Origin of the sequence: Duganella sp. OV510 (genome assembly GCF_900100205.1) — a bacterium.
Taxonomy (GTDB): domain Bacteria; phylum Pseudomonadota; class Gammaproteobacteria; order Burkholderiales; family Burkholderiaceae_D; genus Rugamonas.
Window position 1 is genome coordinate 22,067 of record NZ_FNEQ01000003.1, and the last position, 14,207, is coordinate 36,273.

Annotated in this window: 15 protein-coding genes; 6 read left to right on the top strand and 9 right to left on the bottom strand. The window is 61.7% G+C overall.

All coding sequences use genetic code 11. The features are described 5' to 3' along the window. Positions 1-8 precede the first annotated feature (8 nt). Positions 9-1,739 (bottom strand): ABC transporter permease, encoded by a 1,731-nt coding sequence (locus BLS51_RS09955; protein ID WP_090183254.1) that lies wholly within the window; start codon positions 1,737-1,739, stop codon positions 9-11. A 135-nt stretch (positions 1,740-1,874) separates the two neighbouring features. Here BLS51_RS09955 and BLS51_RS09960 point away from each other — a divergent pair, with 135 nt between their 5' ends. After that, positions 1,875-2,378, top strand: coding sequence for a hypothetical protein (locus tag BLS51_RS09960; RefSeq protein WP_090183252.1), 504 nt, complete (start codon positions 1,875-1,877; stop codon positions 2,376-2,378). Here the strand turns inward: BLS51_RS09960 and corA are convergent, their stop codons facing one another. Genes corA through mpl form a run of 8 tightly spaced genes read right to left on the bottom strand, consistent with a single transcriptional unit; the run spans position 2,379 to position 10,382 of the window. Next, a complete protein-coding gene (gene corA, locus BLS51_RS09965; RefSeq protein WP_090183250.1) occupies positions 2,379-3,344 on the bottom strand; it encodes a magnesium/cobalt transporter CorA in 966 nt (321 codons plus the stop codon). Positions 3,345-3,393: 49 nt separating this feature from the next. Further along, positions 3,394-4,098: a monofunctional biosynthetic peptidoglycan transglycosylase gene (mtgA, locus tag BLS51_RS09970; RefSeq protein WP_090183246.1), complete on the bottom strand. Its 705-nt coding sequence runs from the start codon at positions 4,096-4,098 to the stop codon at positions 3,394-3,396. Then, positions 4,095-4,913: a shikimate dehydrogenase gene (gene aroE / locus BLS51_RS09975; RefSeq protein ID WP_090183243.1), complete on the bottom strand. Its 819-nt coding sequence runs from the start codon at positions 4,911-4,913 to the stop codon at positions 4,095-4,097. The genes mtgA and aroE overlap by 4 nt, the downstream gene beginning before the upstream one ends. Before the next feature lie 4 nt (positions 4,914-4,917). Next, positions 4,918-5,805, bottom strand: coding sequence for a TonB family protein (locus BLS51_RS09980; RefSeq protein ID WP_090183240.1), 888 nt, complete (start codon positions 5,803-5,805; stop codon positions 4,918-4,920). 32 nt (positions 5,806-5,837) lie between these two features. Further along, positions 5,838-7,853: a ribonuclease catalytic domain-containing protein gene (locus BLS51_RS09985; protein ID WP_090183238.1), complete on the bottom strand. Its 2,016-nt coding sequence runs from the start codon at positions 7,851-7,853 to the stop codon at positions 5,838-5,840. Further along, positions 7,850-8,416 carry a chorismate--pyruvate lyase family protein gene (locus BLS51_RS09990; protein WP_373994328.1) on the bottom strand — a complete coding sequence of 189 codons (567 nt, stop codon included), beginning with the start codon at positions 8,414-8,416 and terminating at the stop codon, positions 7,850-7,852. Before BLS51_RS09990 ends, BLS51_RS09985 begins: the two co-directional genes overlap by 4 nt. Before the next feature lie 23 nt (positions 8,417-8,439). Further along, positions 8,440-9,018, bottom strand: coding sequence for a YqiA/YcfP family alpha/beta fold hydrolase (locus BLS51_RS09995; RefSeq protein ID WP_090183232.1), 579 nt, complete (start codon positions 9,016-9,018; stop codon positions 8,440-8,442). Further along, on the bottom strand, positions 9,018-10,382 hold the full coding sequence (gene mpl, locus BLS51_RS10000; protein WP_090183229.1) for a UDP-N-acetylmuramate:L-alanyl-gamma-D-glutamyl-meso-diaminopimelate ligase: 1,365 nt from the start codon (positions 10,380-10,382) through the stop codon (positions 9,018-9,020). The genes BLS51_RS09995 and mpl overlap by 1 nt, the downstream gene beginning before the upstream one ends. Positions 10,383-10,466: 84 nt before the next feature. On the opposite strand from mpl, the gene BLS51_RS10005 reads away from it, so the two are divergent. The 5 genes from BLS51_RS10005 (at position 10,467) to accC (ending at position 14,207) form a co-directional block, all read left to right on the top strand. Next, complete coding sequence (locus BLS51_RS10005; RefSeq protein ID WP_090183226.1) at positions 10,467-11,093, top strand: hypothetical protein; 627 nt, start codon at positions 10,467-10,469, stop codon at positions 11,091-11,093. Continuing rightward, a complete protein-coding gene (locus BLS51_RS10010) occupies positions 11,090-11,644 on the top strand; it encodes a TlpA family protein disulfide reductase (protein ID WP_090183224.1) in 555 nt (184 codons plus the stop codon). Before BLS51_RS10005 ends, BLS51_RS10010 begins: the two co-directional genes overlap by 4 nt. Positions 11,645-11,728: 84 nt before the next feature. Next, on the top strand, positions 11,729-12,166 hold the full coding sequence (gene aroQ, locus BLS51_RS10015) for a type II 3-dehydroquinate dehydratase (protein WP_090183546.1): 438 nt from the start codon (positions 11,729-11,731) through the stop codon (positions 12,164-12,166). Between the two features lie 87 nt (positions 12,167-12,253). Further along, positions 12,254-12,718 carry an acetyl-CoA carboxylase biotin carboxyl carrier protein gene (gene accB / locus BLS51_RS10020; protein ID WP_090183222.1) on the top strand — a complete coding sequence of 155 codons (465 nt, stop codon included), beginning with the start codon at positions 12,254-12,256 and terminating at the stop codon, positions 12,716-12,718. Positions 12,719-12,827: 109 nt separating this feature from the next. Then, positions 12,828-14,207: an acetyl-CoA carboxylase biotin carboxylase subunit gene (gene accC, locus BLS51_RS10025; RefSeq protein ID WP_090183220.1), complete on the top strand. Its 1,380-nt coding sequence runs from the start codon at positions 12,828-12,830 to the stop codon at positions 14,205-14,207.

Below are 14,207 nucleotides of genomic sequence, written 5' to 3' on the forward strand. Positions count from 1 at the left end.
TTCGGTTCCTAGAAATGCAGCCGGCTTTCGGCCATGGTGTACAAACGGCGCCAGACGAAGTGGTTAAAGCCCATCACGAAAATGCACATGATGCCGATGCCCAGCGCGATACGCGGGAAATCGCCGGTGGCGGTCATCTCGGCGATGTAGCTGCCGATGCCGTGCGCCTTCAGCGTCGTCGGCCCCCAGCTGACAAATTCCGCAACGATGGCGGCGTTCCATGAGCCGCCCGATGCGGTGATCGCGCCGGTGACAAAACTCGGGAAGATCGCCGGCAGCAGGTAGCGCCGCCATTTCAGCCAGCCGGTCAGGCCGAAGTTCTTGGCCGCGTGACGCAATTCGGTCGGGATGGTCGAAGCGCCGGCGATCACGTTGAACAGCAAATACCACTGCGTGCCGAGTATCATCAGCGGCGACAGCCAGATATCCGGATTCAGGTGGTAGCGCACGATGATGATGACTGCAACCGGGAACACCAGGTTGGCTGGGAACGCCGCCAGGAACTGCGCCACCGCCTGCGTGCGCGAAGCCCAGCGCGGGTTCATGCCGATCCAGATGCCGACCGGCACCCAGATCACTGCCGCCAGCGCCAGCAGCACCACCACGCGCAGCATGGTGTACACGCCCAGCAGCACCACGTGCCCGACTTCGCTCCAGCCAACTTCGGTACGGATGAAGTGCACCAGGCTCCATAGCGCGTAAAACACCACGGCGGCGATCACCGCGTCCCACACGCGTTGCGGCACCAGCGACGGCTGGTCCTTGCGCGCACGGATCGAGGTGCCGTCATGCGACAGCCGGAACACGGCAATGGAGCGCGACAGCTGGTGGGCAAACCATTCAACCAGTTGCTGCGTGCGTTCGGTGCGGCGCAGCCAGGTCAGCAGCCACGAAGACTGCGCGGTATCGCCGCCAGTTTCCTCGAAGCGGAACTTGTCGGCCCATGCCAGCAAAGGACGGAAGAACAGCTGGTCATACAGCAGCACGGCGATCAGCATGGCAAAGATGGCCCAGCCGATCGCACCCAGATCGCTCTGTTCGATGGCCAGCGCAATGTAGGAACCCATGCCGGGCAGCTTGATGGTCTGGTTGGACACCATGATGGCCTCCGACGCCACCACGAAGAACCAGCCGCCGGACATCGACATCATCATGTTCCACAGCAGCCCAGGCATGGCGAACGGCAGCTCCAGTCGCCAGAAGCGCTGCCAGCCCGACAGCTGGAACACCTGCGCCGCCTCCGACAATTCGGCCGGCACCGAGCGGAAGCCCTGGTAGGCCGAGAAAGCCATATTCCACGCCTGCGAGGTGAAGATGGCGAAGACGGCCGCGCACTCGACGCCCAGCAGATTGCCGGGGAACAGCGCGATAAACGCCGTCACCGTAATCGACAGGAAGCCGAGGATGGGGATCGATTGCAGGATGTCGAGCAGCGGCACCATCACCTTTTCGGCCAGCCGGTACTTGGTGGTCAGCGCGGCAAACAGGCAGCTGAAGATCACCGACGCGCCCATGGCGATGAACATCCGCAGCGTGGTGCGCAACAGGTAATAAGGCAGGTTGGCCGGGTCGAGCGACAGCGGCAAGGCCTGGCCGAGTTCATAGGGGCGCGCCATCTGCTGGCTGCCGTAGGCCATCAGCACGAAGATCGCGAGCACGATGGGCAGCAAGGCCCAATCCCAGCGGTTGCCGCCGGCTTCCACCACCTGACGGGGGAAAAATTGCCGTTTCTTGTTCATAGTATGTCTTTCTCTGGCGCGGCGAGGAAAGGCCGCGTGGAGCGAAGGAAGGGAGCGCAACAGCGCCGCTCGACATTCTAATAGGTTAACGCGCACGACTATATTACGGTCGTGAAAGCTATATAATTGCTAGTTATGAAACTGATTGCCGAAAAGCGGTCGAAGACCGACAAATACGACGTGCTGCGTTTTGTGCGCAACAACGGCAGCTGCACCGAGGCGCTGATGCCGCGTCAGGGCATCCTGCCGCATGATCTGGTGCACTACGTGGTGGAATCGGCGCTGCCGTTACGGCATGGTTTTCTCAGCCTGCTGGCGCGCGGCGCCGACGCGCAATTCGTCATGGAATCGGTCCATGACAAAAGCAATCCCAACGTGGAGACCGAGGCCGTTCAGGCGGAAGCGATAGTAGAGGGCTTGCAGGCACAGCTCTGGTCCGGCGCCTTCGACGAAGCCGCGTTCATGGAAGGCGCAGCAGCCGCCTGCACCGCCCGCAACAAGCTGCCATTCGATTTCGGCATCCTGGCTGTCGACCTCAAGACCACGCTGTATGACCGCGCGCTGGCGCTGAACGAACAATGGAACAACGCGCCGTTCTACAGCACGCTGACACTCGAATTCAGCCCGCAGCCGGTGTGATTACTTGAGCCAGCCGCGATGGCGGAAGTAGAGGAAGGGCGCGATCGCGCTGGTGATCATCAGGCCGATGGCGAATGGGTAGCCCAGCTCCCACTCCAGTTCCGGCAGCCACTTGAAGTTCATGCCGTAGATCGAGGCGATCAGCGTTGGCGGCAGGAAGGCGACCGAGGCCACCGAGAAGATCTTGATGATCTTGTTCTGGTTAATGTTGATGAAACCGACCGTAGCGTCCATCAGGAAGTTGATCTTATCGAACAGGAAGGACGTGTGGCCGTCCAGCGATTCGATGTCGCGCAGAATCTGCCGCGCTTCCTCGAACTGGTCGGAATTCAGCAATCGGCCGCGCATCAGGAAGCTGACCGCGCGGCGCGTATCCATCATGTTGCGGCGGATGCGGCCGTTCAAGTCTTCCTCGTGGGCGATGGCGTTCAGCGCGGCGGCTGCGTCCTGGTCGGTGAATTCTTTCTGCAGCACGCGGCCGCTGACCTCTTCCAGCTGCTGGTAGATGCCTTCCAGCGCGTCCGCCGAATACTCGGCGTCGGTGGCGTACAGGTCCAGCAGCACGTCCATGTAGTCGGCGATCGAGCCCGGGCGCGAACGCGCGCGCATGCGCACCAGGCGGAACACCGGCAGGTCGTCGGTATGCACCGAGAACAGGATCTTGCGCGCCAAAATAAACGCCACCGTGACGATGCGCGACGGGCCGTCCTCTTCTTCCAGCAGGAAGTCGGTGCGCAGGTGCAGGTCGCCGTTTTCCGCCTCGTAGTAGCGGGCCGAGGCTTCGATGTCCTTGACTTCGTCCTCGCCCGGCAGGATCACGCCGTAGATGGTGCGGACCCAGGCGCGTTCGTCATCCGTCGGGTCGGTCAGGTCGACCCAGACAGGCTCGACCTTTTCCAGGTCTTCGCGGGTGTCGATAGGAACCTGGTTAAGCCGGCCATTCTGGAGAACGAAAACATTAATCATGGGTAAACGCACCTTTGGAAACAGCGCAAGTGTACCCGCAAAGCCCGGTTTAAGGTAGATCGGCGGAGCCCATGCGGCGCAAAATCACGCCGGTGCGGCGGGCCAGGTAGTTGGAGTCGCGGTGTTTGTCGTAATAGCGCGGATTCGGCAGCATCACCGCCAGCTTGGCGGCCTGCACGGCGCTCAGGTTGGCTGCGCTGACGCCGTAGTAATGCCGTGCCGCCGCCTCGGCGCCAAAGGTGCCGGTGCCGAATTCCACCACATTCAGGTAGATCTCGAAGATGCGTTCCTTGTCCATCAGCGTTTCCAGCATGTAGGTGATGATCAGCTCCTCGCCCTTGCGCAGATAGCTGCGCGAACCGGACAGGAACAGATTCTTGGCCAGCTGCTGGGTGATGGTGGAGCCGCCCGACACCACCTTTTTCTTCTTGGTGTTCTTCTCGTAGGCCTTTTGCATGGCTTCCCAGTCGACACCTTCATGCTCGGAGAAGTTGGCGTCTTCCGAGGCGATGATCGCCCGCTTCAGGTTGTTGGAGATGCGCTTGTATGGCACCCACACCTGCTGGATATTTGCCTTGGGATTCTTTTCCTGGATGGCCGCCTGCTGCTGGCGCATGAAGCTGGTCATCGACGGGTTATGGTCAACCCACCACCAGATCTGCAGGAAGAAATACAGCTGCACCGCCAGGAACAACAGGATCGGCAGGATGAAGATCCACTTCACCCAGCGCCATTTGCCGGACGATTTGCTCATAGCTTGGCACGCAGCGTCTGCAACACGTCGCCAGTGGCCGGCTGCACGCCACGCCACAAGTGGAAGGCTTCGGCGGCCTGCTCGACCAGCATGCCCAGGCCGTCGCGCAACTGTGCGCCGTGCTGGCCCGCGAACTGCAAGAATACCGTGGGGGAGGCTCCGTACATCATGTCCAAAGCCAAAGATCCCGCCGCGAAGACCGATGGCGATATCGGTGGCAGCTCCGCGCTCAAACTGGCTGCCGTGCCGTTGATGATGATGTCGTACTCGCCCTCGATGCCGTCAAAGCCACAGGCCGACACCACGCCCTCGCCGCCCAGCGCGGCAAACTGTTCAACCAGTTCCTCGGCCTTGGCCACGGTACGGTTGGCGATCACCAGCCTGGCCGGACGATGCTCCAGGATCGGCAGCACCACGCCACGCACCGCGCCACCCGCGCCCAGCAGCAAGACGCGCTTGCCGGCAATTGGCACGCCGGCGTTCTGCACGATGTCCGCCACCAGCCCGGCGCCATCGGTGTTGTCACCGATGATGCCCTCGTCGCTGAACACCAGCGTGTTGACCGCGCCGGCTGCGCGCGCGCGGATGGTCAGCGCCTGCGCCAGCTTGACCGCTTCCAGCTTGAACGGCACCGTGACGTTGGCACCCTTGCCGCCTTCGGCGATGAAGGCGCGCACGGCCTCGGCGAAGCCGTCCAGCGGCGCCAGGCGGCGTTCGTATTCCATTTGCTGGCCGGTCTGCGCCGCATAGGCGGCATGGATTTCCGGCGATTTGCTATGGGCAATCGGGTTGCCGAACACGCAGTAGCGGTCCATATTGTTAACGTCCTCCGCCGCTCATATCGGCTTGTAATTTATCGTCGCGGGTGAATTTGAAGGTGGTGATGATCACCCACAGGTCATCGCGGTCGCTTGACAGCATATTCGGCGGGAATTTGCCGAACGGCGCCGAGCGGCGCACGATGCGCATCGCCGCCTCGTCCAGCGCCGGATTGCCGGAGCTGCGCTCGACCTTGATACCGCCTTCCTTGTCGTAGATGGTGCCGTCCTGGAAGACCGGGATCGACAGCATCAGCTGGCCATACAGCTTGCGCCCGTTCGTATTCGGGAAATTCAGCGTGCCGATGTCCTCGATGCGCTTCTGCATGGTCTTGTAATAGATCGCGTAGCCGGCTTCGCGCGTGCTTGGCGTGATCATGGTTTTCTTCGGCCGCTTGTTCTGGTCCTCGATGGTTTCGCTGATTTCCGCCACGCGGCGGGCGATCGCCTTGCTTGATTCCAGCAGGTCGGTGCCGGTGGGCGTCGGGTCCGGCTTGAGTTTTTCCGTGACCGGCGGCGCCGCCACCTTCGATGACGAGTTCACCTGCGTCATCAGCTGCTTCTGGCGTTCTTCCAGTTCGACGATGCGGCGCTTGCTGGCTTGCACGCTGTCGCCGGTTTCGGTCTTGCGCATGTCCGGCATCGGCGACTTGGAGCGGCCTTTGTCGACCGTGCCGCCGCCGTCCAGGTTGGCCTGGGCAACCGCATCCGCCTTCAGCGGCGCCTTGTTGTGCTTGGCGTTGACCAGGATGACTTCGAGGCCGGGATCGGCCGCCTGCACCGGCGCGGGCGCCGGCGCCACAAAGCGCACCGCCAGCATGGCGGCATGCGCCACCAGCGACAAGCCGAGGGCGATGTACAGCAAGCGATTTTCTTTAAAAGACTTCACTCGATGGCCGGACTAATGAGATGTGGCTGATTTTACACCGCCGGCGGCTGCTCGGCGGCAGTCTCGACCGCCACTTCCGGCGCGTCGACCGATTCCTCCGGCGCGTCTTCCACCTCGTCCTCGAAGTCGACATCGGCTGGCGCCGCGTCGGTCGGGATTTCCAGGATGCGCGCTTCGATGGTCAGATCCACCTCGTCCCAACGCAGGATATCCAGCTTGACCTGCGCGCCGCGCGCCACCGACGGCATGCCCGGCAGGCGGATAATCAGCGGAATATCGGTCAGGCGCAGCACTTCGTCCTTCAGCACCACCGCCTCGACCTGGCGTGCATTCTCCTGGCCCAGCCAGCGCAGGCACCAGTAGCGCTCCATGTTCGACTGGTGATCCGCGTAAGCGCCATAGGCGGCGTCAAACTGCGACACAATCGCGAACAGCTCCGCATCCTTGTGCTTGAAGTGCGCGACCAGCGGCGCCATCACGCCCTTCTCGGCGCAGGCAAGGATCTGCCATTGGTTGACCAGGTCGGTATAACGGCGCAGCGGCGAGGTGCTCCACGCGTACTGATCGACGCCCAGGCCTTCGTGCGGCGCCGCATGGGTCAGCATGCGCACCTGCATCTTGGCATTCCAGCCGCCGACGCCACGGCCCTGGCTGCGGTAAATGCCTGGCACGCCGTTATCGTGCATCAGCTTGCCCCAGGTACTGTTGGCGAAGATCATCAGCTCGGCGACGATCTTGTCCAGCGGCGCACCGCGCTTGCGGCGCGACACGGTGACCACATCGTCTTCGACGTAGAAGTTGAAATCGACGCGGTTGTTCTGCTCCGGCTTCAGGCCGAAGCCCTCGCGCTTGACCATGCGCGCCGCTTCCAGCACTTGCGCCCATTGCCAGATCAGGCCCAGTTCTTCCTTGCGCGGATAATCGCCCTCGCCACTGGCCAGCGTTTCTTCATTGACCAGGTCATCCAGGTCGTTGTGGCGCAGGTTGTTGGCGATCGGCACCATCTCGGCGCGCGTTTCGGTGGCCAGCACCGACCAGTCGGCCGGGTTCAAGGTGGCATACAGCGACAGCGCCGGGCAGGTCTTGCCCTCGGCCAGCGTGAACGCCTCGACGATGTTATCCGGCAGCATGGTGATCTTGTCGCCCGGCATGTAGACGGTCGACATGCGGCCACGCGCCAGCTTGTCGACCGCGTCATCCGGCTTGATGCCCAGGCCCGGCGCGGCGATGTGGATGCCGATCTTGACGTTGCCGTCATCCAGCCTGGTGACCGAGAAGGCGTCATCGATCTCGGTGGTGGTGACGTCATCGATCGAGAACGCTTCAACATTGGCCAGCGGCAGATTGGCCGGCGCGGACGGCACCGGCACGTCCGGGAAGCCGGCGCCTTTCGGGAAGTTCTCGAACAGGAACTTGGCCATGTGCAGCGCCTTCGGCGACGTCACGCCGCCAACCGCCAGCATCAGCCGTTGCGGATTGGTGTGCAGCTCGGCGCAGGCGGCATCCAGCGCCTTGTATTCGATCGAATTCTTGTCCGGCTTGAACAGCAGTTGCATGACGATGTTCTGCATCGATTCCGGCAGCTGGTTGGCCTTCAATTCATCCACATAGCCTTGCTGCACCAGCGCCTGCTGCTTTTTCTTCTCGATGCCGGCCAGCGCGGCGCGCAGCGATTGCTCGGGCGCCGCCTTGTAGCGGCCACGGCCCTTCTTGTAGAAGTAGACCGGCGACGAATGCAGGCTCAGGATCAGGCCAGCCGCTTCGGCCGGCTGCGGCGCATGGCCGAAGTATTCGGCGCCCAGCTCGGCAAAGCCGAACTCCTCCTCGCCGGCCACTTCCCACAGGAATTCAAGGTCGACCTCGGCGGAGATGGCCTTGGCCTGCTCCATCAGTTCAGCTGGCGCCGGCTTGTCGAACTGCAGCAGCACGTCCTTGGACTTGACCTTGGTGCGCTTGCCGCTGGCCATCTCGACTTGATAGGCCTCGCCGGCTTGGGTCATTACGCTGCCGACTTTGAAATCGCCGGATTCTTCAAAAAATACATTCATCGTTTATTCGTGTTCGTTTTAATCAGTTCCAGCACAGACGGCAGGAATACTTCGGTTACCAGCAGCGTACCCTGACGGCGCTGATATAAACAGCGCCGCGCATACAATATTTGATCCCGTGGCGCAGCCGCCCCGAGCGCGGCGCGTGCGCGCTGCGCCAAAGGATGCCCTTCTCGCAACCTTGCAAATTCCAACACACCGCGCCGGACCAGCGGATCGCCAAACAGCGTGGTGCCCAGCGAACGCTCGCCCAGGGTGCTGAACAGCGGCCAATCGCTGGCGTTGGCCGACATCGGCACCACGGTGTGACCGAACACCGCAGGCGTATTATCACATCTCAGCAGCACTTCCCTTTCCCAGACCCGGCCGGGCCGGTGCATGCCGATTGCCACCGCCTCGTCGCTGAGGCAGCGATCGATGCGCTGATGCAGGCACTGTACGCGGAAATTATGACTGTGTGCTTTCAGCCGCGCGGTCAGCGAACCGCCTTCGGTCAGCCACGGTACATAGGCTTCCGGTGCGTTCAGCGCCAGCACGTGCGGCTGCCACTGCGCCTGGCGCAGCGAGGCGCTTCTCGGCGGCGCGCTCAAGCGCGTGCCTCGACGCCGCAGAAGGCCAGCACTTCGTCCACGTATTGCGGAAACTCGGAGATCGCATGGTCGCTGCCCTGGATCAGATGCTGGCGCGCGCCGGCGTAGTGGGCCAGCATGTCGCGGTAGTCCAGCACTTCGTCGCCAGTGGCGGCAATCAGGAAATAGCGTTCCGGCTTGCTGATCTGCGCTACTTCCAGCGCGCGCAGTTCATCAATATATTCGCGCTTGAACTCGAACGGCTCGTCCGAATGGTATTGCGTGGTGACGCCGACGTGCTGGTCCAGGTTCACGCGCGGCACGATGGCCGGGTTCAGCAGCACGGCTTTGCAGCCTAGCCGCTCGGCCAGCCAGGTGGCGTAGTAGCCGCCCAGCGAGGAGCCGACGATGCTCAGTTCTTCGGCCGGCACATCTTTTACCGCCGCCAGCGCCAGTTCGATCGCCAGCTTGGGCGAAGCCGGCAGTTGCGGGGAAATCACCTGGCCGGCCAGCCCCAGCGCTGCCATGCGCTCGCCAACCACGCGGGCTTTCATGGATGTCGGCGAGGAGCGGAACCCGTGCAGATACAGAATCATTACGCCAGCGCTTTCAGTATCTTGTCATGTACGCCGCCGAAGCCGCCGTTGCTCATCACAATAATCTGGTCGCCAGGTTGCGCGGCCTTGGCCACGGCCACCACCAGCGCGTCGATGTCTTCGTAGGCGCTGGCCGTTTCACCGATAGGCGCCAGCGCCTGGCCGAGGTTCCAGCCCAGCGCCTGCTCGCTGCCAAAGCCGAATACCAGGTCGGCGTCACTCAGGCTGCCCGGCAGCGCGTCTTTCATCGTGCCCAGCTTCATGGTGTTGGAGCGCGGTTCCAGCACCGCCAGGATGCGGGTGCCCTTGCCGACCTTCTGGCGCAGGCCGCCGACCGTGGTGGCGATGGCGGTTGGGTGGTGGGCGAAATCGTCGTAGACGGTGATGCCGTTGACTACGCCGCGCACTTCCATGCGGCGCTTGACGTTCTCGAAGGTCGCCAGCGACTTGGCCGCCTGCGCGATCGGCACGCCGACATGGCGGGCGGCGGCAATCGCGGCCAGCGCATTGGCGCGGTTATGCTTGCCGGTCAGCGACCATTCGACGCGGCCTTGTACCGCGCCCTGGAAAATCACATCGAAGCTGCCGTCATCGTATTCATTCAGCGCCCAATCGGCGCCATCCGTGCGGCCGAAGCTTTCCTGCTCGCTCCAGCAACCGCGCTTGAGTACGCGCTGCAGCGGTTCTTCATCGCCGTTGTAGATGACGCGGCCGATGCCCGGCACGGTGCGCACCAGGTGGTGGAACTGGGTTTCGATCGCGTGCAGATCGGGGAAGATGTCGGCGTGATCGTATTCCAGGTTGTTCAGGATCGCGGTCTTGGCGTGGTAGTGGACAAACTTGCTGCGCTTGTCGAAGAAGGCGGTGTCGTATTCGTCCGCCTCGATGACGAAGAAGATCGAGTCCTTGTCGCCCTGCATGCGTGCCGAGACGCCGAAATTCTTCGGCACGCCACCGATCAGGAAGCCGGGCGCATAGCCGGCGTCTTCCAGTATCCAGGTCAGCATCGCGGTGGTGGTGGTCTTGCCGTGCGTGCCGGCGACGGCCAGCACCCATTTGTCTCTTAATATATGGTCGCCTATCCACTGCGGGCCGGAGACATACGGCAGGCCGCGGTTCATGATTTCCTCGATCAGCGGATTGCCGCGCGTGACCACGTTGCCGATGACGTACAGGTCCGGCTTCAGTTCGATCTGTTCCGGGCCGTAGCCGGTAATCAGTTCGATGCCCTGCGCTTCCAGCTGTGTGCTCATCGGCGGATAAACATTGGCGTCGCAGCCGGTGACGCGGTGACCCGCTTCTTTCGCCAGAACGGCCAGGCCGCCCATGAAGGTGCCGCAAATACCGAGGATGTGAATGTGCATAGTAATAAGACGATGACAGCTGACTGAATACGCGATTTTACCTGAGCCGGCGCGCTTTTCCCGGTTCAGAGTATTATCTCGTCCATGACTTCCAATGTGAACGAAGAACTCCAGCTTCTGCGTGCCGAGATCGCGGCGGCCGCCGCGCGCCTGATCGCCGAGGATGGAGCCGACTACAACACGGCCAAGCGCAAGGCCGCGCGGCAGATCCTGGGCGACACGCAACCGCCGCTGAACCTGCTGCCGGACAATGCGCAGATCGAGGCCGAAGTACGCATCTACCAGTCGCTATTCCACGCCAATACCCAGCCGGCCCGGCTGTTCCGCCTGCGCACGCTGGCGGTCGACATCATGGAAGGCCTGGAAAAATTCCAGCCCTTCCTGACCGGCACGGTATTACATGGCACAGCCGGCCCGCATGACGACATCCACCTGCAATTGTTCGCCGACAGCGCCAAGGAAGTGGAAATCTTCCTGCTGAACCGGAATGTACAAATCGACATCTCCGAGACGCCGCACTTCAAGGGTCCGCGCTACGGCATGGTCGAAACGGTCAGCTTCATGTGGCACAAGGAAGGCGTGCACGCCGCGCTGTATGAGCTGGACGACTTGCGCGGCGCGGTCAAAAACAAGGACGGCAAACCGGCCCGCGCCGACATCGCCTCCGTGCGTGCCCTATTAGTTAACAGTACTCATCCCACCACACCATGAATCCAAAACACCTGAAAGCCTATATTGTTGTCGGCTTGCTGTTTGCCGCCTCGGGCGCTTACGTCGGTTATCAAAAACAACATGCGCCGCAGCCGGCGCCGGTGACCACCGCCCAGCCGGCCGGCGTGACCGGCCCGGTTGACGCCCTGTATAAAGAGACGCTGCCGGACGCCAAGGGCGTAGCGACTGCGCTGGCCCAATATAAAGGCAAGGCCATGCTGGTGAATTTCTGGGCCACGTGGTGCGCGCCGTGCGTGCAGGAGATGCCGGAGCTGTCCGAGCTGGCCTCGGGAGAAGCAGGCAAGAAGCTGCAAGTTATCGGCATCGGTATCGATTCGCCATCAAATATCGCAGAATTTAGCGACAAATATAAGATCACCTACCCGGTCTTCGTGTCCGGCATGAACGGCACCGAGCTGTCGCGCCAGTTTGGCAACAGCCAGGGCGGCCTGCCCTTCACAGTGCTGATCGGCGCCGACGGCCAGGTCAAGAAGACCTATCTTGGCAAACTGAAGTTCGACGAGCTGCGCAAAGATTTGGCAACTCTATAAATAGTTTCACAAGTTTTTTTCTCTTGCCAAATGCCAGCAGTTGGCGTCAAAATGCGGATCTTTCGCGGAGAAGGCTCAGGAATCATGGCAAAAAACCTCCTACTGCTCAACGGACCCAACCTGAATTTGCTGGGAAGCCGTGAGCCCGAGGTCTACGGCGCAAGCACTTTGGCCGACATCGAACACGCTGCCCAGGCACAGGCCATGGCAGCGGGTGCGAGCTTGTCCTGCTTTCAGAGTAACCACGAAGGTGCACTGATCGACCGCATCCATGCCGCCAAAACGGCAGGCGTGGACGCCATCGTCATCAATCCGGGGGGGCTGACCCATACCAGCGTCGCCTTGCGCGACGCCTTGGCTGGGGTGGCCATCCCGTTTGTGGAAGTGCATATTTCGAATATTTACCAGCGCGAGTCGTTTCGCCACCACTCATTCCTGAGCGCGATCGCAATAGGGACTATCTGCGGACTGGGCATCGATGGATATCGGTTTGCCATCGACTTTGTCCTTAAAAAGCGATAACCTACGCGATCTGCGCTTATTTCAGACCGGTTCCGCCCACAAGGCGCCACCGCAATATCACACAAACAAGACATTCCTGGGGGTTACATGGATCTACGCAAGCTGAAGACCTTGATTGATTTGGTCGCAGAATCCGATATCGCCGAACTCGAAGTGACCGAAGGCGAAAGCAAAGTTCGCATCGTCAAATCGTCGGCCCTGCCGCAAAATCAGATGGTCATGATGCAGCCGCAAGCCATCCCACAATACAGCGCACCAGCTGCTGCTGGTGCGCCGGTAGCTGCTGCTGCCGCGCCAGCCGCCGCCGCCGAGCCAACCGGCCACATCGTCAAATCGCCGATGGTCGGCACCTTCTACCGTTCGTCCGCTCCAGGCGCCGCTGCGTTTGTTGAAGTCGGCGCCACCGTCAAGGAAGGCGACACCCTGTGCATCATCGAAGCGATGAAGCTGCTGAACGAAATCGACGCCGACAAGTCCGGCACCATCACCCAGATCCTGGTCGAGAACGGCCAGCCGGTCGAATTCGGCCAACCGCTGTTTGTGATCGGCTAAGAAAGGTCAGCGCCCTGCCCCGCCGGTACGGGCGCGCCTTTCCTGGTCCGCAATCCCTCCTCACCTGACGCAGCCCTTCATCGGCGCTCACAGACATAGCGACCCTATCATGTTTGAAAAAATCCTCATTGCTAACCGCGGCGAGATCGCCCTCCGTATCCAGCGCGCCTGCCGCGAACTGGGCATCAAGACGGTTGTCGTTCACTCGGAAGCAGACAAAGACGCCAAATACGTGAAGTTGGCCGATGAATCGGTATGTATCGGCCCGGCGCCATCAGCGCTGAGCTATCTGAACATGCCGGCCATCATCAGCGCGGCGGAAGTCACCGACGCTGAAGCGATTCACCCAGGCTACGGCTTCCTGTCGGAAAACGCCGACTTCGCCGAGCGCGTGGAAAAATCCGGCTTCGTCTTCATCGGCCCGCGTTCCGACTCGATCCGCCTGATGGGCGACAAGGTTACCGCCAAGCAGACCATGATCAAGGCCGGCGTGCCATGCGTGCCTGGTTCGGACGGCGCCCTGCCGGACGATCCGAAAGTCATCGTGCAGACCGCCCGCCGTGTTGGCTATCCGGTCATCATCAAGGCCGCCGGTGGTGGCGGTGGACGTGGCATGCGCGTGGTGCACACCGAAGCCGCGCTGATCAACGCCGTGCAGATGACCAAGACCGAAGCCGGCGCCGCATTCGGCAATCCGGAAGTCTACATGGAGAAGTTCCTGGAAAATCCACGTCACGTGGAAATCCAGATTCTCGCCGACGAACACAAGAACGCCGTCTGGCTGGGCGAACGCGACTGCTCGATGCAGCGCCGCCACCAGAAGGTGATCGAGGAAGCACCGGCGCCAGGCATTCCACGCAAGCTGATCGAAAAAGTCGGCGAGCGTTGCGCTGAAGCCTGCCGCAAGATCGGCTACCGTGGCGCCGGCACCTTCGAGTTCCTGTACGAAAATGGCGAGTTCTACTTCATCGAAATGAACACCCGCGTGCAGGTTGAGCACCCGGTCACCGAAATGATCACCGGCATCGACATCGTGCAGGAGCAGATCCGCATCGCCGCCGGCGAGAAGCTGCGCTTCCGCCAGCGTGACGTGATGCTGTCCGGCCACGCCATCGAGTGCCGCATCAACGCCGAAGACCCGTTCAAGTTCACGCCGTCGCCAGGCCGCATCACTGCCTGGCACGTGCCGGGCGGTCCGGGCGTGCGCGTCGACTCGCACTCGTATGCGGGTTATTATGTGCCACCACACTATGATTCGATGATCGGCAAGGTCATTTCCTATGGCGCCACCCGCGAGCAGGCGATCCGCCGCATGCAGATAGCGCTGTCGGAAATGGTGGTCGAAGGCATTTCCACCAACATCCCGCTGCACCGCGAGCTGATGGTCGATGCCCGCTTCATTGAAGGCGGCACCAATATTCACTACCTGGAACACAAGCTGGCGGACATGCCGGACTTGAACAAACTAAGCCTGGGTAACAAAGCGTAA

Bases quoted from the DNA above. Each gene is read 5' to 3' on its own strand.
- accB (WP_090183222.1), top strand. From the start codon at position 12,254: ATGGATCTACGCAAGCTGAAGACCTTGATTGATTTGGTCGCAGAATCC.
- BLS51_RS10010 (WP_090183224.1), top strand. From the start codon at position 11,090: ATGAATCCAAAACACCTGAAAGCCTATATTGTTGTCGGCTTGCTGTTT.
- BLS51_RS09995 (WP_090183232.1), bottom strand. From the start codon at position 9,018: ATGATTCTGTATCTGCACGGGTTCCGCTCCTCGCCGACATCCATGAAA.
- accC (WP_090183220.1), top strand. From the start codon at position 12,828: ATGTTTGAAAAAATCCTCATTGCTAACCGCGGCGAGATCGCCCTCCGT.
- corA (WP_090183250.1), bottom strand. From the start codon at position 3,344: ATGATTAATGTTTTCGTTCTCCAGAATGGCCGGCTTAACCAGGTTCCT.
- aroQ (WP_090183546.1), top strand. From the start codon at position 11,729: ATGGCAAAAAACCTCCTACTGCTCAACGGACCCAACCTGAATTTGCTG.
- aroE (WP_090183243.1), bottom strand. From the start codon at position 4,913: ATGGACCGCTACTGCGTGTTCGGCAACCCGATTGCCCATAGCAAATCG.
- BLS51_RS09960 (WP_090183252.1), top strand. From the start codon at position 1,875: ATGAAACTGATTGCCGAAAAGCGGTCGAAGACCGACAAATACGACGTG.
- BLS51_RS10005 (WP_090183226.1), top strand. From the start codon at position 10,467: ATGACTTCCAATGTGAACGAAGAACTCCAGCTTCTGCGTGCCGAGATC.
- BLS51_RS09955 (WP_090183254.1), bottom strand. From the start codon at position 1,739: ATGAACAAGAAACGGCAATTTTTCCCCCGTCAGGTGGTGGAAGCCGGC.
- mpl (WP_090183229.1), bottom strand. From the start codon at position 10,382: ATGCACATTCACATCCTCGGTATTTGCGGCACCTTCATGGGCGGCCTG.
- BLS51_RS09985 (WP_090183238.1), bottom strand. From the start codon at position 7,853: ATGAATGTATTTTTTGAAGAATCCGGCGATTTCAAAGTCGGCAGCGTA.
- mtgA (WP_090183246.1), bottom strand. From the start codon at position 4,098: ATGAGCAAATCGTCCGGCAAATGGCGCTGGGTGAAGTGGATCTTCATC.